Annotated in this window: 18 protein-coding genes; 8 read left to right on the top strand and 10 right to left on the bottom strand. The window is 70.5% G+C overall.

Annotation, left to right across the window (positions count from 1 at the left end; translation table 11 throughout):
• Positions 1-29: 29 nt before the first annotated feature.
• The 4 genes from ACFXGJ_RS14930 to ACFXGJ_RS14945 all read right to left on the bottom strand — a co-directional run bounded on the left by ACFXGJ_RS14930 (position 30) and on the right by ACFXGJ_RS14945 (position 3,589).
• Entirely contained in the window at positions 30-1,658 is a 1,629-nt protein-coding gene (locus ACFXGJ_RS14930; RefSeq protein ID WP_378621138.1) for a GMC oxidoreductase, read from the bottom strand.
• Between the two features lie 41 nt (positions 1,659-1,699).
• On the bottom strand, positions 1,700-2,455 hold the full coding sequence (locus tag ACFXGJ_RS14935; protein ID WP_378621210.1) for an O-methyltransferase: 756 nt from the start codon (positions 2,453-2,455) through the stop codon (positions 1,700-1,702).
• 96 nt (positions 2,456-2,551) lie between these two features.
• The gene (locus ACFXGJ_RS14940; protein WP_378621140.1) at positions 2,552-3,148 is read right to left on the bottom strand and encodes a winged helix-turn-helix domain-containing protein; all 597 of its coding nucleotides are present in this window, start codon (positions 3,146-3,148) and stop codon (positions 2,552-2,554) included.
• A 33-nt stretch (positions 3,149-3,181) separates the two neighbouring features.
• Positions 3,182-3,589 carry an NUDIX domain-containing protein gene (locus tag ACFXGJ_RS14945; protein WP_378621143.1) on the bottom strand — a complete coding sequence of 136 codons (408 nt, stop codon included), beginning with the start codon at positions 3,587-3,589 and terminating at the stop codon, positions 3,182-3,184.
• A 145-nt stretch (positions 3,590-3,734) separates the two neighbouring features.
• On the opposite strand from ACFXGJ_RS14945, the gene ACFXGJ_RS14950 reads away from it, so the two are divergent.
• Genes ACFXGJ_RS14950 through mnhG form a run of 6 tightly spaced genes read left to right on the top strand, consistent with a single transcriptional unit; the run spans position 3,735 to position 9,984 of the window.
• Positions 3,735-6,596, top strand: coding sequence for a Na+/H+ antiporter subunit A (locus ACFXGJ_RS14950; RefSeq protein ID WP_378621147.1), 2,862 nt, complete (start codon positions 3,735-3,737; stop codon positions 6,594-6,596).
• Positions 6,593-7,186 (top strand): Na(+)/H(+) antiporter subunit C, encoded by a 594-nt coding sequence (locus tag ACFXGJ_RS14955; RefSeq protein WP_378621151.1) that lies wholly within the window; start codon positions 6,593-6,595, stop codon positions 7,184-7,186. The genes ACFXGJ_RS14950 and ACFXGJ_RS14955 overlap by 4 nt, the downstream gene beginning before the upstream one ends.
• Entirely contained in the window at positions 7,183-8,805 is a 1,623-nt protein-coding gene (locus ACFXGJ_RS14960; protein ID WP_378621153.1) for a Na+/H+ antiporter subunit D, read from the top strand. Before ACFXGJ_RS14955 ends, ACFXGJ_RS14960 begins: the two co-directional genes overlap by 4 nt.
• Positions 8,802-9,389 carry a Na+/H+ antiporter subunit E gene (locus ACFXGJ_RS14965; RefSeq protein WP_378621155.1) on the top strand — a complete coding sequence of 196 codons (588 nt, stop codon included), beginning with the start codon at positions 8,802-8,804 and terminating at the stop codon, positions 9,387-9,389. Before ACFXGJ_RS14960 ends, ACFXGJ_RS14965 begins: the two co-directional genes overlap by 4 nt.
• Positions 9,386-9,646, top strand: coding sequence for a monovalent cation/H+ antiporter complex subunit F (locus ACFXGJ_RS14970; protein ID WP_378422051.1), 261 nt, complete (start codon positions 9,386-9,388; stop codon positions 9,644-9,646). Before ACFXGJ_RS14965 ends, ACFXGJ_RS14970 begins: the two co-directional genes overlap by 4 nt.
• On the top strand, positions 9,643-9,984 hold the full coding sequence (gene mnhG, locus ACFXGJ_RS14975) for a monovalent cation/H(+) antiporter subunit G (protein WP_378621158.1): 342 nt from the start codon (positions 9,643-9,645) through the stop codon (positions 9,982-9,984). The genes ACFXGJ_RS14970 and mnhG overlap by 4 nt, the downstream gene beginning before the upstream one ends.
• A gap of 21 nt (positions 9,985-10,005) precedes the next feature.
• Here the strand turns inward: mnhG and ACFXGJ_RS14980 are convergent, their stop codons facing one another.
• Together ACFXGJ_RS14980 and ACFXGJ_RS14985 are read right to left on the bottom strand one after the other, a co-directional pair.
• Positions 10,006-11,472: an MFS transporter gene (locus tag ACFXGJ_RS14980; RefSeq protein ID WP_378621161.1), complete on the bottom strand. Its 1,467-nt coding sequence runs from the start codon at positions 11,470-11,472 to the stop codon at positions 10,006-10,008.
• Between the two features lie 77 nt (positions 11,473-11,549).
• A complete protein-coding gene (locus tag ACFXGJ_RS14985; RefSeq protein ID WP_378621164.1) occupies positions 11,550-13,466 on the bottom strand; it encodes a flavin-containing monooxygenase in 1,917 nt (638 codons plus the stop codon).
• 218 nt (positions 13,467-13,684) lie between these two features.
• Here ACFXGJ_RS14985 and ACFXGJ_RS14990 point away from each other — a divergent pair, with 218 nt between their 5' ends.
• Complete coding sequence (locus ACFXGJ_RS14990; protein ID WP_378621167.1) at positions 13,685-14,620, top strand: SDR family NAD(P)-dependent oxidoreductase; 936 nt, start codon at positions 13,685-13,687, stop codon at positions 14,618-14,620.
• 28 nt (positions 14,621-14,648) lie between these two features.
• Positions 14,649-15,578, top strand: coding sequence for an alpha/beta hydrolase (locus ACFXGJ_RS14995; RefSeq protein ID WP_378621171.1), 930 nt, complete (start codon positions 14,649-14,651; stop codon positions 15,576-15,578).
• A gap of 4 nt (positions 15,579-15,582) precedes the next feature.
• Here the strand turns inward: ACFXGJ_RS14995 and ACFXGJ_RS15000 are convergent, their stop codons facing one another.
• The 4 genes from ACFXGJ_RS15000 to ACFXGJ_RS15015 form a co-directional block, all read right to left on the bottom strand.
• Positions 15,583-16,230: a TetR/AcrR family transcriptional regulator gene (locus ACFXGJ_RS15000; RefSeq protein ID WP_378621174.1), complete on the bottom strand. Its 648-nt coding sequence runs from the start codon at positions 16,228-16,230 to the stop codon at positions 15,583-15,585.
• Between the two features lie 9 nt (positions 16,231-16,239).
• On the bottom strand, positions 16,240-17,523 hold the full coding sequence (locus tag ACFXGJ_RS15005; RefSeq protein ID WP_378621213.1) for a DUF5933 domain-containing protein: 1,284 nt from the start codon (positions 17,521-17,523) through the stop codon (positions 16,240-16,242).
• Positions 17,524-17,618: 95 nt separating this feature from the next.
• Positions 17,619-18,743 carry a glutamate--cysteine ligase gene (locus ACFXGJ_RS15010; RefSeq protein ID WP_378621177.1) on the bottom strand — a complete coding sequence of 375 codons (1,125 nt, stop codon included), beginning with the start codon at positions 18,741-18,743 and terminating at the stop codon, positions 17,619-17,621.
• A gap of 119 nt (positions 18,744-18,862) precedes the next feature.
• Positions 18,863-19,573, bottom strand: coding sequence for a superoxide dismutase family protein (locus ACFXGJ_RS15015; RefSeq protein WP_378621180.1), 711 nt, complete (start codon positions 19,571-19,573; stop codon positions 18,863-18,865).
• Between the last annotated feature and the right edge of the window lie 19 nt (positions 19,574-19,592).

Here is a 19,592-nt window from a genome sequence, read left to right on the forward strand (position 1 = left end):
ATCACGCACTGCGTGATCGCCGCCGTTCGTCATCCGTTCGCAGCCAAGAAGCGGTCCAGGCACCGCTCGGCGATCGCGGTGATCGTCAGCGACGGGTTCACCAGCCCCACCGACCCCGGGATCAGCGCGCCGTCGACGACGTAGAGGTTGTCGTACCCGACGACCCGGCCCTCGTAGTCGCAGGCCCGCCCCATCACCATGCCGCCGAGGCCGTGGTAGGTCGACGCGCTGCCGAATCCGGCCAGCCGCGTGTACACCGGAATTCCGTTGAGGGGGAACCCGTGTGCCGCGTCCGCCCGCTCGTGGAACACCCCGGCGAATCGGCGGGCCCGCGTGTCCAGGTCGCTGTTCTCGCCGAACGGGTAGTTGAGCTCCGCCCGCCCGGTCGAGACGTTGTAGTCGATCGAGCCGCGATCACGCGTGATCGCCTGGATCAGGTTGGTACTGGTGTTGCCGCCGGCGATGTCGGGGAACGGGGCCGCCTGCCAGGACATCGACATCGGGCCGTCGGGGAACTCGTCGTCGTAGAGCAGCGCCACGCCCGGCCCGGCCTGCTTGGTGCCGTACTCGCGGCGGGTGAGGGTCCGCGAGATGAGGAAGTCGCCGTTGTTGCCGAAGCCCTTGCCGACGTGCTCGTTCAGGCGCGGCAGCCAGCCCTTCGCCCGCGCGGTGACCATCAGCGCGCTGGTGTGGAACGACCCGGCCGCCACGAACAGGTAGTCGGCGACCAGCCGCTTGGTGTCGAGCACGGTGCCGTACTCGTCGATCTGGCGGGCCGTCACCTCGAACTTGGTGCCGCCCTCCACTTCCCGTATCTCGATCACCTCGTGCAGGGGCAGGACGGTGACGTTCCCGGTGGCCTCGGCCCGCGGAAGGTAGTTGTGGTCGACGCTGTTCTTCGCGCCGGAGTTGATGCCGTAGGGACCCTCGCCCACCGTCACGGACGGCCGCCGGGTGCCGGCGAGTTCGGCGCGCACCAGGTCCCAGTCGACGCAGAAGTCGTGGAAGGTGGGTGTCCCGCCGAAGTCCGCGACGTCGGCCAGCCAGGACCGGGCGCCGACGTACTTCGGGTTCGCCAGCAGGTCGGCGGGCAGGGGCGAGGTGCCCAGCATCGCCCGGGCGCGCGGGTAGTACACCCGGTCGAGCTCGCCGTAGTCGATCTGCCGGGGGAAGATCTGCTCGAAGTCCTGCCTGCGCGGCTGCGGGGTGTACGCCCCGAACACCAGCGACCCGCCGCCGACGCCCGCGCCGTAGACCGCGTTGATGCCGTTGCCGCTGACCTGGTCGACCACCCCGGCGTACCGGGAAATCGGCTGGAGCTGGGTGAGCGGATTGATGTACGGCCGGTCGCTGAACCACGCCGACCGTCCGTCCGGCGCGTCCAGGGTCGCGAAGGTGTTGCCCGCCGGGTCTATCGGCCAGCGACGGCCGCGCTCGACGACGGTGGTCTCGATGCCCGCCATTCCGAGTCGCAGCGCGGAGACCGCACCCCCGAATCCGCTGCCGACGACGATCGCCGTCCTGCCACCGCGCGGGGCCGCCGCGGCGGTGGCCGCACGGATCGTCAGGGGGCCGGCCAGGGAGCCGAGCGCGGCCGCCCCGAGGCCGAGCGCCGCGCCGCGCAGAACGTCACGTCGGGAGTATCCGGCTGACTCCATCTGTCGAATGTAGACCCGACGGTGGTGGCCGCGAGGGTTTTTCACCTGCCGAGGAACTCGGACTCGAGCACCAGATCGGGCAGCAGGCGCTGGTACTCGACGTGCGCGCGGTGCTCGATCGTGCGCCAGTCCACCCCTTCCCTGCCGTGCATGTAGGCCAGGTAGTCGGGCGCGCCGGGGATCCGCACGTTGTCCGCGACCACCACCGACCCGGGATGCAGGAACCCCGCGTCGACGAGGCTGCGCAGGTCGGGCAGGTACGCGGACTTGAGGTGGTCGATGAACACGAAATCGACTGAGCCGGGACCGAACCCGTACTCGTCTCGCAGCCGGGCCAGGGTCCGCCCACCGTCGCCGATCGACCCGACGACCACACTGACCTGGCCCGCGACCCCCGCGTGCTTCCACACCCGTTGCGCGACATCGGCATTGGCGGGGCTGATCTCCACCGAACACAGGCGCGCACCGGCGGGCATGACCCGCGCCGCCCGCAGCGCGCTGTACCCGCAGTAGGCGCCGAGCTCGAGCAGCAGACGCGGCCTGGCCCGCCGCACCGCGTCGTCCAGGACGGCGCCCTTCTCGTCGCCCACGTTCATCAGGAAGCTGGTCCGGCGCGCGAAGTCGTCGATCGAGGCGATCACGTCGTCGACGTCCCCCGCCCGGGCGGTGGTCGCGACGTGCCGGGCCAGCGCCTCCTCGCGGCCGTCGCCGACCCGCCCCTCGCGCTGCAACCGGCGCGACCCGAGCAGGAACCGGAGCACCGACCAGCGCAGGAACGGCACCGGTTTACCGGCGATCCGGTTCGCCGCGATCGCCGCTCCGAGCGCGGCGGCCACCCCGACTGCGACCGGCACCGGCCCTGGCCTCACGTCAGCGTCCCTTCACGACCCCCGTCAATCCTCGCCCCGCGGGTCCACGCGCGGCAAGCGTCCGAGCAGGGTCTCGCCGCGCGGGCTCAGCCGGTACCCGACCTCGAGGCTCTCGGTCAGCCCGAGCTCCTCGAGCCGGCGGACCCGCTGCTTGAACGGGGCCCGCGGCATCGACAGCTCCGCCGCCAGCTCGGTGGACACCACGCCCGGGCGGTCCGCGATCAGCCGCAGCGTCCGTTCGGTCCAGGGACCGTTCGCGTCCATCCGGGCCAGCTTCCGCACCAGCGCGGTCACGTCCGTGTCGGACAGCTCGGCGGACTCGCGCAGTGCAACCCTCGGGTCGGCGCCGGCGTAGCGCAACTCGATCCGGTACAGGATCGGGCCGTGCGCCTTCCTGTCCACGAACGACAGCAGCGCCGCCGCCGACGGGAAGCCCGCGGCCCACGCGGCCGCGTCGGTGACCTCCGCGGCGGATACCTCGTCGACGGCGTCGAACGCGACGACCCCGATCCGGGTGCGCTGGCTCGAACCGGCGCGCACCCGCGGGCCGTCCCAGCGCCGAAAGGCGAGCGTCACCGCGCCGGACGCGATGCCCTCGAGGCTTGCCGCGGTGAAGATCATCGTGACATCTCCGTCGCTGCCTTCGCAGGCCGCTCAGTCCACCAGGCCGAGTGCGCGCAACCGCTCGAACACCAGGCGCGAACCGGGCGCCGACTCCGGCATCGCCGCGTACTCGTCGGTGGTGAAGTAGCGCAGCTCCGCGATCTCGCTGGTCGCGGTCGGCTCGGCGGTCAGGTCCGCGAGGTAGCACGTCATGTGCAGCCGGGTGCCCGGCGGATGACCGAACGCCTCGGCCTCGAAGACCCCCAGCGTCTCGAGGGTCCCGGCCACGATCCCCGCGTCGAGTTCCTCGCGAATCTCCCTGTGCAGGGCCTGTTCCGGGCTCTCCCCCGGGTCGATCTTTCCGCCCGCCATGTAGAAGGCGGACTTGCCGACCGATCGCGCCTGCAGCATCCGGCGGTCGCGAATGTGGGCGAGGGCGACGGTCCTGATCTCGGCCATCCGCACAGGCTACCGGTGCCGACACTGTCGCGGCCGACTCCGACCCGCGAGTTCGCATCCCCTAAACTGGACCCCGGTCGCCAGGGATACTCCCGGGCGTATCGACACCCCGCCGCCACACGCACACGACACGACGGAGTGCCCTTTGCTCATCATTTTGCTCGCCCACGCGATTGCCGCCGTCCTGGCGCCGCTTGTCGTGCGAGCAATGGGGCGCAACGCTTTCCTCCCACTGTCGCTGGTTCCGCTGGCCTCGCTGGTCTGGGTGATCCGGAACTGGGGCACCGAACAGTCGTTGCACATCCAGTGGGCGCCCGGGCTGTCGATGGACATCGACATGCGCTTCGACGCCCTCGCCGCGATCATGTCCGCGCTGGTCCTGGGGATCGGCTCCCTGGTCCTGGTCTACTGCTCGCGCTACTTCACCGACGACGAACCGCGGCTCGGCATCTTCGCCGCGGAGATGGTCGCCTTCGCGGGCGCCATGTTCGGCCTGGTGACCAGCGACAACATGCTGATCCTCTACACCTTCTGGGAACTGACCACGATCCTGTCGTTCCTGCTGGTGGGCCACTACGCCGAGCGCGCGACGAGCCGGCGCGCCGCCACGCAGGCGCTGCTGGTGACCACCGCGGGCGGACTGGCGATGCTCGTCGGGTTCATCATCCTGGGCCAGGTCGGCGGCAGCTACCGGATCTCCGAACTGCTCGCGGATCCCCCCGGCGGCTGGCTGGCCGGGGTCGCCGTGGTGCTGGTGCTGATCGGCGCGCTGTCCAAGTCCGCGATCGTCCCGATGCACTTCTGGCTGCCCGGCGCGATGGCCGCGCCGACCCCCGTCAGCGCCTACCTGCACGCCGCCGCGATGGTCAAGGCCGGCGTCTACCTGGTCGCCCGGCTGGCCCCGGGGTTCGCCGACTCGGGACCGTGGCGGGTCACCGTCATGACCCTCGGCCTCGCCACCATGCTGCTCGGCGGCTGGCGGGCGATGCGGGCGTTCGACCTCAAGCTGATCCTGGCGTTCGGCACCGTCAGTCAGCTCGGCTTCCTGGTCACCCTCGTCGGCACCGGCAGTCGCGATGCCGCGCTGGCCGGCATGACGCTGGTGGTCGCGCACGCGATGTTCAAGGCCGCCCTGTTCATGGTGGTCGGCATCATCGACCACACCACCGGCACCCGCGACATCCGCAAGCTCGCGCACCTCGGCAAGCGCGCCCCCGTGCTGTGGGCCGTCGCGGTCGGTGCGGCCGCGAGCATGGCCGGCCTGCCACCGTTCCTCGGGTTCGTCGGCAAGGAGGGTGCACTCGAGGCGATCGCCACCACCGATGTGCTCGCACCTGCGGTCCGGGTCCTGGTGCTCGCGGCGATGGTCGCGGGCTCGATTCTCACCGTCGCGTACAGCATCCGCCTGATCTGGGGCGCGTTCGCCCGCAAGACGCTGACCAGCCCGAGCCCCGCCGTGGCCGGGATGCACCCGGCCGGGCCGCTGTTCCTGTTCGTGCCTGCCCTGCTCTCGGCCGGCGGGCTCGTCGCCGGGCTCGCCGCCCCCGTCGTGGACCGGCTGCTCACCCCGTACTCGCGGACGCTGCCCGCGGGCGCACACGCCGACTACCACCTCGCGCTGTGGCACGGCTTCGGCCTCGCGCTGTGGCTGACGGTGGTGGTGATCGCCGGCGGTGTCGCGCTGTACCTCGCCCACCGCCGGATCAGCCGACTCCGCTTCGAACGCTCCCCCCTCGGGAACGCGGACCGGATGTACGACGCGACGCTGCGCGCGATGGACACCCTCTCGATGCGCCTGACCGGTACCACCCAGCGCGGTTCGCTTCCGCTGACCCAGGCGACCATCCTCGTCACCCTGGTTCTGCTGCCCACGATCCTGCTGATCCTCGGCACCGACACCGGCATCTCGCTGCGACCGTGGGAGTCGCCGATCCAGTTCGCGGTCGGGCTGATCATGATCGCGGGCGCACTGGCCGCGACCGTCATGCGCAACCGCCTGGCCGCCGTCATCCTGGTCGGCGTCACGGGCTACGGCTGCGGCGTCATCTTCGCCCTCGACGGCGCCCCCGACCTGGCGCTGACCCAGTTCCTCGTGGAGACGCTGACCCTGGTGATCTTCGTGCTGGTGCTGCGCAAGCTGCCCGCCGAGATCGACGAGCGGCAGTCGGTCGGGTTCCGCCTGCCCCGCGCGCTGCTCGGCATCGCGGTCGGTCTGACCGTCACCGTGATCGGCGCCTACGCGATGAACGCCCGCAACACCGACCCGATCGCGCTGCAACTGCCCGATCTCGCGTACCACCTCGGCAACGGCAAGAACGTGGTCAACGTGCTGCTGGTCGACATCCGCGCCTGGGACACCCTCGGCGAGATCTCGGTGCTGCTGGTCGCCGCGACCGGCGTCGCCTCGCTGGTGTTCCGGACCCGCCGGTTCGGCAGCGCGCCGCGAGTGTCCGACGCGCCGGGAGCCGAGGAGGCCGCGTCGAGCCCGGAGACCACGTGGCTGCGCGGCGGCGACCTGATCGATCCCCGGCACCGGTCGCTGGTCCTCGAGATCACCACCCGGATGATCTTCCCGACGATGATGGTGCTGTCGGTGTACTTCTTCTTCTCCGGCCACAACGCCCCCGGCGGCGGGTTCGCCGGCGGCCTGACCGCGGGCCTGGCGCTGGTCCTGCGGTACCTGGCCGGCGGACGATACGAGCTCGGCGAGGCGGTCCCGATCGATGCGGGCAAGATCCTGGGCCTCGGCCTGATCTTCTCGGCGGGCACCGCGCTCACCTCGCTGTTCCTCGGTGCACCCGCACTGTCCTCGGCGACCCTCGAGATCACCCTTCCGTTGCTCGGACACATCAAGATGGTGACCGCGATCTTCTTCGACCTCGGCGTGTACCTGATCGTGGTCGGCCTCGTCCTCGACGTGCTGCGCAGCCTCGGTGCGCGGCTGGACGCGGAGGTCGAGACCGCGCCCGCCCCCGCTACCGGCCGCGCGGAGGTGACGACCCGATGAACGCGAACCTCGGCTTCCTGATCGTGATCGGCATCCTGATCGCGTGCGGGGTGTACCTGCTGCTCGAACGCAGCATCACCAAGATGCTGCTCGGCCTGCTGCTGTTCGGCAACGGCGTGAACCTGCTGATCCTCGCCGTCGGGGGCCCGCCGGGCAGCGCACCGATCGTCGGGCGCTCGAACGACGTCTACGACACCATGGCCGACCCGCTCGCGCAGGCGATGGTCTTGACCGCGATCGTCATCACCATGGGCATCGCGGCCTTCGTGCTGGCGCTGGCGTACCGGTCCTACAAGATCAACACCAAGGACGCCGTCGACAACGACCCCGAGGACACCAAGGTGCTGCGGCGGCGCACGCCCGCCGAGGCCCCGGACCACGACCGCTCCGACGACCCGATCACCGGCGACTCCACCTTCGGCGGCGACGCCTTCGACGACAAGGGCAACCCCATCCCCCTCGAACAGCTCACGAACCTCGAGGACCTCGAGGTGTACGAGGACCTGCGCGAAGGCGACTTCGACGAGTTCGACCCGGACGGCGACGAGCCCCGCGAGCCGGTGCGCACGCCGGGTGGTGACCGCCGATGACGCTGCCCGACATCAGCACGCTCACCCCGCTGCCCGTGCTGATCCCGATGCTGGCCGCCGCCGTGACCCTGGTCGGCGGGCGCAGGCCCCGCTTCCAGCGCGCGGTGACGATGCTCGCGCTGGTGCTCGGACTGATCGTCTCGTGCGCGCTGCTCTACCTCGCCGACAGGGACGGCATCGCGGCGCTGCAGGTCGGCGGCTGGGACTCCCCGATCGGCATCACCCTGGTCGTGGACCGGTTGTCGGCGCTGATGCTGGTGGTGTCCTACATCGTCCTGCTGGCGGTCATGGGTTTCGCCGTGGGGCAGGGCATCCACGACGGCACCGAACGCCAGCCGGTGTCGATCTTCCTGCCGACCTATCTGGCGCTGACCGCGGGCATCTCGAACGCCTTCCTGGCCGGGGACCTGTTCAACCTGTACGTCGGGTTCGAGGTCCTGCTCGCCGCGTCGTTCGTGCTGCTGACCCTCGGTGCCAGCGCCGACCGGGTGCGCGCCGGCGTCTCGTACGTGATGGTCTCGATGGTCTCGTCGCTGATCTTCCTGGTCGGAATCGCGTTCGCCTACGGCGCGACCGGCACACTGAACCTGGCGCAGATGGCGCTGCGTCTAGACGGCATCCCCGTCGGCACCCGGACCGCCATCTTCGGGGTCCTGCTCGTCGCCTTCGGCATCAAGGCCGCGGTGTTCCCGCTCTCGACCTGGCTGCCCGACTCGTATCCGACCGCCCCGGCACCCGTCACCGCGGTCTTCGCCGGCCTGCTCACCAAGGTCGGCGTCTACGCGATCATCCGGGCGCACACCCTGCTGTTCCCGCGCGGCGAACTCGACAACGTCCTGATGGTGTGCGGTCTGCTGACGATGGTCGTCGGCATCCTCGGCGCCATCGCGCAGAGCGACATCAAGCGACTGCTCTCGTTCACCCTGGTCAGCCACATCGGATACATGGTGTTCGGCATCGCGCTGTCCACCCAGCAGGGACTGTCCGGCGCGATCTTCTACGTCGCCCACCACATCCTCGTGCAGACCACCCTGTTCCTCGTGGTCGGGCTGATCGAGCGGCAGGCCGGGTCGTCCTCGCTGCGCCGGCTCGGCGGGCTCGCCGCGGCCAGCCCGGTGCTGGCCATCGTGTTCCTGGTGCCCGCGCTCAACCTCGGCGGCATCCCACCGTTCTCCGGTTTCATCGGCAAGATCGCGCTGCTGCAGGCCGGCGTCGCGCACCCGAGCGCCCTGTCCTGGGTGCTCGTCGCCGGTGGCACGGTGACCAGCCTGCTCACCCTGTACGTGGTGGCCCGGGTCTGGACCAAGGCGTTCTGGCGGGCCCGCGCCGACGCGCCCGAGGGCGAGCTGGCCGACGTGAGCCCGTCCGCGCTGATCGACGAGTCCGAGGAGGACATCGCGTTCGACGACCGGGCCGACGTGGGCCGGATGCCCGCGCTGATGCTGGCGCCCACCATCGCGCTGGTCGCGGTCGGCATCGCCCTGACCGTGTTCGCCGGTCAGATCATCGACATCACCGATCGGGCCGCGGTGGACCTGCAGGACCGGTCGATCTACATCGACGCGGTGCTCGGTCCCGGGCACGGCGCGACCGCGACCGCGTCGGGGGGTGGCCGGTGAACCGCGAACGGGTGGTCCGCGTCGGTGTGCTGATCTGGCTGACCGCGGTGTGGGTGCTGTTGTGGGGCAACATTTCCGTTGCCAACGTCCTCGGCGGCCTCGTCGTCGGCGTGCTGATCATGGTCCTGCTGCCGCTGCCACGGGTGCCGGTCGAGGGGCGGATCCACCCGTGGTCGATCGTCAAGCTGATCGGGCTGTGCAGCATGTACGCCGCCCAGTCCAGCGCACAGGTCGCCTGGCTGGCCGTGCGGCCCGGTCCCGCCCCGGTGACCGGGGTGCTCCGGTGCCGGCTGGCGATCAAGTCGGACCTCGTGCTGACCCTGTGCATCGACGTGCTCAACCTGATCCCCGGAACCATGGTGCTCGAGGTCGACCAGGTAAAGCGGATGGTCTACGTGCACGTCCTCGATGTCGGCACCGACAAGGCCGTCGACCAGTTCTATCGCACGGTGCGCCGGCTCGAGCAGCTGTTCATCGCGTCGTTCGAGCGCGACGACGAGTGGCAGCCCTCGCCCTGGCACGTGGACAACCCCACCTTCGACCCGTCCGCGCCCACGTCCCCGGATCGAAAGGATCTGCCATGACGACCGTGCTCGCGATCGCCGGGGTGATGCTCTCCGTCGCCGCGGTGCTGACCTCGTACCGTCTGCTCGCCGGCCCCGCCACGCTGGACCGGCTGGTCGCGATGGACACCCTGGTCGCGGTGGCGATCTGCGGGCTGTCGGTGTGGGCGGCGTTCAGCATGGACACCACGCTGGTGCCCGCCATCGTCGCGCTCTCGCTCGTCGGCTTCGTCGGCTCGGTCTCGGTGGCCCGATTCCGGGTGCGTGACGACCAGTGAGCGCCGTGCTGGACGTCGTCGCCGCCGTCGCGATCCTGCTCGGCGCGCTGCTCGCCATGACCGCCGCGATCGGGATCGTCCGCTTCCCGGACACCCTCTCGCGCATGCACGCCGCCACCAAGCCGCAGGTGATCGGACTGGTGCTGGTGCTGATCGGCGCGGTGATCCGGCTGCGCGGCAACGTCGACATCTGGATGCTGATCCTGGTCGGACTGTTCACCCTGCTCACCGCGCCGGTCATCGCGCACACCGTCGGCCGGGTGGCGTACCGGGAGCAGCGCGGCCGGGACGGGCTGGGGATCGTCGGGGATCTCGATCGCGACGACCGACTGCCCTGACCCGGCCCGGCGCGCCCGCCCCTAGCCGGTCGGGCCCGTGGCGCCGGACGCGCGCATCCGCGGCACCGCGATCGCGACGAGCGCACCGATCGACGCCGCAGCACCGGCGACCAGGAACGCGTACCGGAACCCGCTCTCGGCGTACACGACTCCGTGCGCCCCGCTACTGAGCACGTTCTGGGCCAGGACCGCGAAGCCGACCGTCGAGACGAGCGTGCCGCACAGCGTCTGCGAGACCCCGACGAAATTCGACCCCACCGCCCGTTCGGTTTCCGGGAGGGTGAGAAGGGCGAGGTTGGGCACGGCCGCATAGATCATGCAGCCGAATCCGAAGATCATCCAGGCCACCACCACGACCGCCGCCGCGCTCGGCACCGTGGACAGCAGCACCGCGGTGACAGCGATGAGCACCCCTCCGAGAATCAGGTGCCGACGGAAGCCGATCGACTCGGCCGTGGCGCCGACGAAGAATCCGCTGGCCACGATCATCATCTGACCTGGCAGCAGCCACAGCGCCATCGTGGTGGCGGACAGGCCGAACCCGTACGGGGCAGCAGAGGTCTGCAGGAGCATGGGAACGATGGTTGCCAGCAGTGTCGTTGCGCCATAGGCCAATCCGCCGCCGATCAGCACGAAACGCAGGGCGGGATTGGCGATCAGGTCGATCCGGATCAGCGGCTCGGCGGTCCGGCGCTCCCACCACACCCACGCGGCGAACCCGACGACCGCCAGCACCAGCAGGCCGATGATGCGGGGATCGCTCCAGCCCCAGACCTTGCCCTGCGACAGGCCGAGCATGATCGACAGCATCGCCGCCGCGAGCAGTCCGGCACCCGCCCAGTCGATCCGCGACCGCGCGCGAACGGCGGTCTCGGGGACGAACAGAAGCGTGAGAACCGCGCCGAGCGCGCAGAATGCGCACGCGAACCAGAACACCGAACGGAATCCGAGGTGGTCGATGAGCACCCCGCTGAGGAACAACGCACCCACCCCGACCGCACCGACGCCGGTGTTCGCGATGCTGATCGAGATCGGCTGCAGCCGCGGCGGGAACACATCACGGATGAGGGTGTATCCCAGTGCCATGCAGGCGAATCCGACACCCGACAGGAACCGACCCAGGACGAAGATCGCGAACGTGGGTGCGACCGCCGAGATCAGGGCACCCACCGCGCCGATCGTCGCGGTCACGACGAGCATCTTCTTCTTGCCGTAGGAATCCGCCAACCTGCCGAGGATCGGCGAGGCGAGCGCCCCGGAGAGGGTGAACGCGGTCATCACCCACACCACGTTGGGGGTGGCGAACTCGTTCGCCACCTTCGGCAGGGTCGGCGCGATCAGCGAGAACCCGAGCGCCGACTGCTCGGTGAGCAGCAGCAGGATCAGGAGCGTGCGTACCCAGTACCGGGTGGGTCGCTCGGGGGCCGGCGACGGAGCCCGGACCGCGGAGGAATCCCTGGCTCCGCCAGGTGATGTGGACAAGGACATCGTGTGACCCGCTTTCATCCAGGGCGGTCCGAGACCGCCGGAATCATCTGAGAACGAGGGAGTTGTCCGAGCCGGGGCTATCTGAGAACGAAGTGCGATTCCACCGGTGCTCGATGCTCGGACCAGACGTCGACCAACCGCCAGGGGCTGGCGACGATCACCCGCCCCGAGTCGTTTCGGTAGTAGGTGTGCGCGCTCGGGGTGTGCCGCCACACGGTGCGTTCCATCGCCTCGTCGATCCGCGCGTTGTACTCGTCGTAGGCCTCCCGGGTCGGCTCCAGCGACGTCGCCTCGCGTTCGGCGAGCAGTTGCAGGCACTCGACGAGAAAGTGCGCCGTGACCTCGATCGCGAAGTTGTTGCCTGCGCCGTGGCCGGGATTCGCGTTGGGAGCCGAGGTGATGAACAGGTTCGGGAAGCCGGGGACGGTGCCGCCGCGATAGGCGCGCGGGTTGTTGCCCGCCCACTCCTGCCCCAGGGTCACCCCGTCACGGCCACGAATCTCCATGGTGGACAGGAAGTCCAGGTGGTATCCCGTGGCGTACACGATGACATCTACGTCGATCAGGCGCCCGTCCGCGGTCACGATGCCGTCCGGAGCGATCCGGTCGATCCCCTCCACCTCCACGTCCACGTCGGGACGGGTCAGGGCCCGGTAGTAGCCGCCAGGATCGCGGATGATGCGCTTGCCGAACGGCGCGAAGTCGGGTGTCACCTTCTCCGCCAATTCGCTCCCGGCACCGAAGGTCTCGTCGATGTAGGCCAGGCAGTCCCGTAGCAGGAAGTCGTTGGCCGGCGAGATCGACAGGTGATTCTCTGCCCACTCCGGGTCCACGACGACCACCGGATAGGCGTTGTCCGACGAGCCCCAGAACGACTTGAGCCGGATCCAATTGGCGTAGTAGGGCAGGTGTTTCGCCAGCCACCGCCGCTCCTCCGGAACCGTGTCGGAGCGTCGCTTGCGGGGGGCCACCCAGTGCGGCTGCCGCTGGAACAGGGTCAGGTGCTCGACCTCGCCGACGAGGGAGTCGACGATCTGCACCGCGGTGCACCCAGCGCCGATCACCGCGACCCGTTTGCCGGCCAGGTCCAGTTCGGGGTCCCACTCGCTCGAGTGCACGCTGACTCCCGCGAACTCCTCCCGTCCCGGGGCGTCGGGATACTTGGGCCGGTTGAGGTAGCCGGCGGCGGTGACGACGGCCGACGCGTACCCGGTCCCGCGACCGCCGTCGGCGTCCCGCCACTGGATCTCCCACCGGGCGGCCGGTTCGTCCCACCGCAACGCCTCGACCTCGGTCCCGAATCTCGTGTTGTCCCGGATCCGGTGCTCGTCGACCACCGCTCGCAGGTACTCCTGATACTCACCACCCTTCGGGTAGTAGCTGGACCAGTCCGGGTTCAGCGCGCTCGACAGCGAGTAGTACGCCGCCGGGGTGTCCACCGCGACCCCCGGATAGTTCTGGATGTGCCAGGTTCCGCCCACGTCACTGTTTCGTTCGAAGATCTCGTACGCCACCCCGGCGCGGGCGGCGGCGATCGCGACGGCGATCCCCGCGAGGCCCGCACCCACGATCGCGACGCTCACGGTGCCCGGGATCGGGGTCGTCCGCGGTACGACCGGCTGGTAGTACCGGAATCCGCCCTGCTCGAGCAGCATCGGCACGAACTCGTCGGGGACCGGGACACCCAGCGCGAGCGGGGCGAGTCGACCGAACAGCTCCTCGTCGACCCGGTCGTCGGGCCGCGCGCCGCCGGTCACGGCCTCGATCAGCCGGTCCACGATCTCGCCCACGATCGATTCCGGGGCGACGGCCGCCATCTCCGGCGGGTCCGGCACGTGGGAGATCTGCCCGGCATGGCGGTCCAGCAGCGACACGTCGCCGGTCAGCTGCACCAGGACAGCGAGCAGCACCGCCGGATCGGCCGACTCCAGGCACCGCCGCAACCGGTCCCGATCGACCGGGACCGGCGACGAGGCGTGGGTAAGGGGAGGCATCGACGCTCCTTCTCGAGGACGGGACCCGGACCCGCGCCGCGCCGCGCCGCATTCCCGTGGGGCGGGACGGACAGATCCGGTACCGATGTGATGCAGGGCACACTAGGCGGACTGCGGGGCGTTTGTCCATACCTACGATTCATTTTCCATACTCGCAGTCTACTTTTCTTCCAAAGGGTCTACCCAACGCCGATCCGATCGGCTAGCGTCCGACAACCATGAGCCCCTTGCGATTTGACGGTCAGGTAGCGCTCGTCACCGGCGTCTCCGACTTCGGCCTCGGCCTGACCTACGCCCGAATGCTCGCCGAGCGCGGGTGCGCGGTCGTGGTCAACGACCTCGGCCGCGACTGGGCCGGGAACTCCAACGCACCCGGCACCGAGAACGCTGTCCGCCTGATCTCCGAGTCCGGCGGCACGGCGATCGGGGTCACCGGCGACGTGGTCCACGAATCCGAGCGGATCGTCGGCGCGGCCGTCGAGGCCTTCGGCCGCCTGGACATCGTGGTGAACAACGCGGGCGCGGGCGGCGACTTCGACACCCAGGTCGACGTCCACCTGCACGGGGCGCACCGGATCAGCGAGGCCGCCTGGCCGCACCTGTCGGCGACCGGCGCCGGGCGGATCCTCAACGTCGCCTCCAACGCCGTCTGGGGTTCGCCCGCCATGCCCGGATACGGCGCGGCGAAGGGCGCCATCCTGGCCCTCAACCGCACCCAGGCGATCCTCGGCGCCGCGGCCGGGGTGCGCGCCAACGCGGTGCTCCCCGCGGCGTGGACCCGGTCGACGGCAGGCATCCAGGCCGACGGGTTCGCGGAGTTCATGCAGGACCGCTTCCCGCCCGAGGCGGTCGGCGCCTTCGCCGTCTACCTGCTGCACCGCGACACCGAACTGAGCGGCGAGGCGTTCACCGTCGGCGGCGGGCTGGTCTCCCGCGTGATCCAGGCGGAGACCCACGGCGCGATCGCACCCGACACCGAGCCCGAGAGCTGGCCCGCGCTCATCGACCAGGTCATGGCCCCTGTGGACCTGACCGTCGCGCCGACCATGTGGGCCCAACTCGACGGCCACGCCCGACGACTGGGCCCCGACGCGTACGCCCAGTGGTCCGCGATCGGCATCCCGACCACGGTCGCCGCCAAGGTCGGCGACTGAGTCCACCCCCTCCAGGATCGGAGCCACCATGACCGAACTCGACCCCGACGTCGCCTCGTATCTGTCCGCCCGGCAGCAGTATTGGCGGCCGATGTACGAGTTGGGGGTGCAGGCCTCGCGCTCGATGATGGAGTCGATGCCGCGCACGCCCGCGCCCGAGATGCACGCCGTCGACGACCGCACCCTGCCGGGGCCCCACGGCCCACTGCCGGTCCGCGTCTACCGACCGACCGACGCCGCGACCCTGCCGGCGATGGTCTACTTCCACGGCGGCGCCCTCGTCATCGGCAGCGTCGAGTCCTTCGACTCGATGGCCCGGCACCTCGCCGCCGCGACCGGCGCGATGGTGGTCAGCGTCGACTACCGGCTCGCCCCCGAGTTCCCCTACCCGGTCGCCTCCGACGAGGCGTACGCGGCGACCCGTTGGGTGCTCGACAACGCGGCGGAGCTGGGCACCCGGCCGAACCTGGTCGCGGTGGCTGGAGACAGCGCCGGCGCCACCCTCGCGGCCGGGGTCGCGCTGCGTGCCCGCGACGAGCAGGCACCGGCGCCGGTGTTCCAGCTGCTGATCTACGCCGGGATCGACCGGAGCGTCGAGTGGCCGTCGGTGCTCGAGTTCGCCGACGGCCCGATCGTGACCGCCGGCGACATCCCGTGGTCGATGAACATGTACCTCGGGGACGACCCGAGTCGCGACAGCCCCTACGCGGTGCCCAGCCTCGCCGAGGACCTGTCCGGTCTGCCGCCCGCGATCGTGGTCACCGCGTCCCACGACGTGGCCCGTGACGGAGCCGAGGACTACGGGCGCAGGCTGCGCGACGCCGGAGTGCAGACCGCGCTGTTGCGGTATCCCGGTGTGGCGCACGGCTTTCTGATGCACGCCGACGCGCATGCCCGGGCCCGGCTGGCGCTGGCCGAGATCGGCGGCATCGCCCGCGCGAAGTTCGCGCTGGTGTGAGGGGTCAGCGGGCGGTCGCGCGCCCGCCGCGGCGGGCGCGTCCGCCCGCGGCGGGCTCCTCGGCGTTCAGCGTCGCCCGCCACACGTCGGTCAGCGTGTCGATGGCCCCCTCCCGGTCGTGCGCCCACCCGCGCACCAGCCAGGTGTTGAGGAACAGTTCCAGCCCGCTGATCAGCAGCAGCGCCCGCCGCTCGGCCTCGTCGGCCGGGAATCGGGCCCACAGCTGCTCGTCGGCGGTCAGCGCGCGCACGAATCGCCGGTGGTAGTCGAGGTAGAAATCGTCGTAGTCGACCAGGCGCGCCGCGCCGACCCGGAGGCGGTCCCCGCTGCGCTCCCAGGTCTCGACCACCATCTGGACCCAGCCGCGCACCGTCGGTCGCGACCACTCGGTGAGGCGGCCGAACTCGACGTACAGCTCCTCGGCACCGTCCCACAGCTCCACCACGAGCCCCCGGACGATCGCCTCCTTGCTGGGGAAGTAGGAGTACACCGTGGCCCGGCTCATGCCCGCCGCCCTGGCGATGTCCTCGATGGTGCTCGCCTTGTACCCGCGTTCGCCGATCAGCCGGGCGGAGGTCTCCAGGAGGTGCGACCGGGTCTGCTGCTTCTGCCGTTCACGCAGCGACAGCGCGGCATCCGGTCCGGTACCCATACGCGGAGTCTATATTTGCGACGCCGCGGCGGTGACCGTCTCGTCCTCGTCGCCACCGCACTGCCCACCCCACCGGCCCAGCGCCGACTCCGGCGCGGCGAAGAAGCTGGCGTAGAACGCGACGGCCACCGCGGCGAGCGACCCCAGGATCAACGGCGCGGAGATCATCGGGAACTCGGCGATCGGGGCCGCGAGGTACCGGTAGCTCGCCAGCAGCGCCGCGAACACGATCGCGCCGCCGACCACCAGCCGCACCCGGAACCGGGCCCAGCCACGCTCCGGGTCCCGCAGCGCCGACTCGAGGGTCAGGCACAGCACGGCGCCGGCGACGAGGTCGACGCCGTAGTGGTAGCCGAAGCCCAGCGTGGCCATCAGCGTGCACACCAGCCAGAAGGTGCCGCCCCAGCGCAGCCACCGCGGACCGCGGCGGGAGTGGATGAAGATCGACAGCGCCCAGGCGGTGTGCAGGGACGGCATGCAGTTGCGCGGCGCGGGAGTGTCGAACACGAACCCCGACGGGTCGGTCCCCGTCGGCACGACGGTCGGCCACAGGTTCGCGAGCTGCGATCCGGCACCCGCGGTGCCGTACGCGAAGTCGGGCCCGACCACGGGGAACAGCAGGTAGAAGACCGGGCCGATCAGCCCGATCGCGAGGAAGGTCCGCACCAGGTAGTGCGACGGCCAGCCGTTCCGGAGCTGGTAGAGCGCCACCACGATCGCGGCGACCGGCAGCTCGATGTACACCCAGTGCAGCACCCCGTAACCGGCGCTGCCGAGCGCGTCGACCACCCGGCCCATGACCCACGACGGACTGCCCAGCGCCCGGTCCGCGAGCTCGACGTACTGGTCGAGCACGACCGGCCGGGTCATCACGGTGATCTGCAGCCACACGTCGCCGACCTTCGTCGCGACGATCAGCAGGGCGCCGAGCGCGACCCCGCGCAGCGCACTCGCCCGCCGCTCCCCCGACCACCGCACCGCGGCGACCACACCGATCCCGGTGAGCACGAGGGTCGGTCCGTTGCCGATCGCGACCGGACCGTCGACCGCCAGCCTGCCCAGCAGGAACACCAGGTCCAGCGCGATCGCCGCGGCGAGGGCGACCACCCGCTGTCGGTTGGTCAGCCCGACCAGGGCGAGCGCCAGCCCGGCCCAGGGCACGGACATCGACTTCGGGGTACCAACGAAATCCCTGGCCAGCGACTGCAGCGGACCCTCGAATCCGTTGCGCGAGGCCACCACCTGAAGCGCGATCAGCACGGCGACGAAGACAGCCACGGCGATGGTGACCAGGGTCGGTCGGGCGCCCCGCGACGGTCGCCACGGCGCAGCGGCGGGCGAGTCGTCGATCAGCACCTGTACATAGTAAACGGTGCGTGAACAGGGACTTAACTGTCGAGCTCGCGCACCAGTGAGTCCACGACGGCGGTCAGGTCGCCGTCGGCGGCCGCGGCGACCGCGCGCTGACGTTGGTACGAGGCCCCGCGGCGCGGAATGTCGGCCACGCGGGCCAGCTCGTCCGCGCAGCCCAGCTCACGGGCGATCGGCGTGAGCTGCTCGAGCAGGTCGTACAGGTCGTCGGTCACCAGCCGCTCGTTGCTGTCGGCATCGAGGATGATCTCGGCGTCCAGCCCGTAGCGCGCGGCCCGCCACTTGTTCTCCTGGACGTGCCACGGCGGCATCCCCGGCAGTTCCACCCCGGCGTCGAGCTGTCGGTCGAAATGCACCACCAGGCAGTGCGTCAACGCGACCAGCGCGCTGAGCTCGGCCGCGGTCGAGGCGCCGTCGCAGACGCGGACCTCGATGGTGCCCCACTGCGGCGCCGGGCGAATGTCCCAGTGCAGGGCCCCGAGGCGCTCGATGACGCCGGTCTTCATCTGGTCGTGCACGAATCCCTCGAACTGCGACCAGGTTTCGAACTGGAACGGCAGGCCCGCGGTGGGCAGCTGCTGGAACATCAGCGCCCGGTTGCTGGCGTACCCGGTGTCCACGCCCGCCCACATCGGCGAGGACGCCGACAGCGCGAGCAGGTGCGGGTACTTGACCAACATCGCGTTGATGATCGGGAAGACGCGGTCCGCCGAGGACACCCCGACGTGCACGTGCACTCCCCAGATCAGCATCTGCCGGCCCCACCACTGGGTGCGCTCGATCATCTCGTCGTAGTGCGGGTTGGGGGTGACCTGCTGCGCGGACCACTGCGCGAACGGGTGGGTGCCCGCACACATCAGCTCGACGCCCTCGCGGGTGGCGGCGCGGCGCAGCAGCCGCATGGTCTCGTCCAGGTCGTCCATCGCCTCGGCGGTGGTCGTGCAGATCCCGGTCACCAGTTCGACCGTGTTGCGCAGGAATTCCTTGTGCAGTCGCGGCGGCGTCGACCCCGCGAGTGAATCTGCGGCGGCCAGCACCTGGGCGGCGGAATTGGAGAGGTCGCGCGTGGCCGGGTCGACCAGTGCGATCTCCCACTCGACGCCGATCGTGGGCCGGGGCGAACCGGCGAAGTGGACTGCCACAGCGCTGATCCAACCACAGCAAACGCACCGACGCCGCGACCGGGAACTGGCAAGTGGCCAGCATCTCCACGGTCACGGCGTCGGGACACGACAACGCGGCAGACTGTGCCGCGCCGGGACTACTTCAGGACGGCGCAGGCGACGCGGGCGCCGGCGTCACCGGTCTTCATCGTCTCCTCGTCCGGTCCGCCGGGGGCGTACCGGGCCGGGACGTTGCCGAAGTCGTCGGCACCGGCGTGCACGACGATCGCGGTGCCCTCACCGTGGTTCTGCAGGTCCTCGATGGTGATCGAGTCGGTGGTGGTCATCAGCTCCGCCGTGCCGTCCTGGCGCACCTGCAGCGAGGTGAGGTCGCCGCTTGACGGGTGGCCGGTGTGGCCCGACGCCTGGAAATGCCCACCCGCGGAGAGGAAATCGCCGGGGGCGCCGCCCGTGGGGGCCACCGAGTTGGTCTCGCACTTGCCCACCGAGTGGACGTGCAGGCCGTGGAAGCCGGGGGTGAGACCGTGCGCGGAGACGGTGACCACCACGTGGTCACCGGACTGCACGAAGCTGACGGTGCCCGCCGCCTCGCCGTGCGAGTCCTTGAGCGGGGAAGTGATCCGGTCCGCGGCGGAGGCACCCTCACCGGCGCCGCCACCCGAACCGGGGGCACCGATGGGGGCGGGCTGACCCGACCACACGGCAGGCGTGGTGCCGGGAACCGTGCTCGCCTCCTGGCCGTTCGAGCACGCGGTGAGGCCAACGGCCGCGATCGCGACCATCGGGGCGACGACGCGCCAGGACACACGGCCGGCAGTGTTCGGGTCGCGTCGGGTAAGCAAGGCCATCAAACCGCTCCTTCGAGAT

It is taken from the genome of Rhodococcus sp. NPDC059234 (genome assembly GCF_042754225.1).
In the GTDB taxonomy this organism is placed as follows: Bacteria; Actinomycetota; Actinomycetes; order Mycobacteriales; family Mycobacteriaceae; genus Rhodococcus_G.

Excerpts from the sequence above, each read along its gene's own strand:
- ACFXGJ_RS14930 (WP_378621138.1), bottom strand. The coding sequence starts at position 1,658 with ATGGAGTCAGCCGGATACTCCCGACGTGACGTTCTGCGCGGCGCGGCG.
- ACFXGJ_RS14940 (WP_378621140.1), bottom strand. The coding sequence starts at position 3,148 with ATGATCTTCACCGCGGCAAGCCTCGAGGGCATCGCGTCCGGCGCGGTG.
- ACFXGJ_RS14945 (WP_378621143.1), bottom strand. The coding sequence starts at position 3,589 with ATGGCCGAGATCAGGACCGTCGCCCTCGCCCACATTCGCGACCGCCGG.
- ACFXGJ_RS14955 (WP_378621151.1), top strand. The coding sequence starts at position 6,593 with ATGAACGCGAACCTCGGCTTCCTGATCGTGATCGGCATCCTGATCGCG.
- ACFXGJ_RS14960 (WP_378621153.1), top strand. The coding sequence starts at position 7,183 with ATGACGCTGCCCGACATCAGCACGCTCACCCCGCTGCCCGTGCTGATC.
- ACFXGJ_RS14970 (WP_378422051.1), top strand. The coding sequence starts at position 9,386 with ATGACGACCGTGCTCGCGATCGCCGGGGTGATGCTCTCCGTCGCCGCG.
- ACFXGJ_RS14980 (WP_378621161.1), bottom strand. The coding sequence starts at position 11,472 with ATGTCCTTGTCCACATCACCTGGCGGAGCCAGGGATTCCTCCGCGGTC.
- ACFXGJ_RS14985 (WP_378621164.1), bottom strand. The coding sequence starts at position 13,466 with ATGCCTCCCCTTACCCACGCCTCGTCGCCGGTCCCGGTCGATCGGGAC.
- ACFXGJ_RS14990 (WP_378621167.1), top strand. The coding sequence starts at position 13,685 with ATGAGCCCCTTGCGATTTGACGGTCAGGTAGCGCTCGTCACCGGCGTC.
- ACFXGJ_RS14995 (WP_378621171.1), top strand. The coding sequence starts at position 14,649 with ATGACCGAACTCGACCCCGACGTCGCCTCGTATCTGTCCGCCCGGCAG.
- ACFXGJ_RS15000 (WP_378621174.1), bottom strand. The coding sequence starts at position 16,230 with ATGGGTACCGGACCGGATGCCGCGCTGTCGCTGCGTGAACGGCAGAAG.
- ACFXGJ_RS15015 (WP_378621180.1), bottom strand. The coding sequence starts at position 19,573 with ATGGCCTTGCTTACCCGACGCGACCCGAACACTGCCGGCCGTGTGTCC.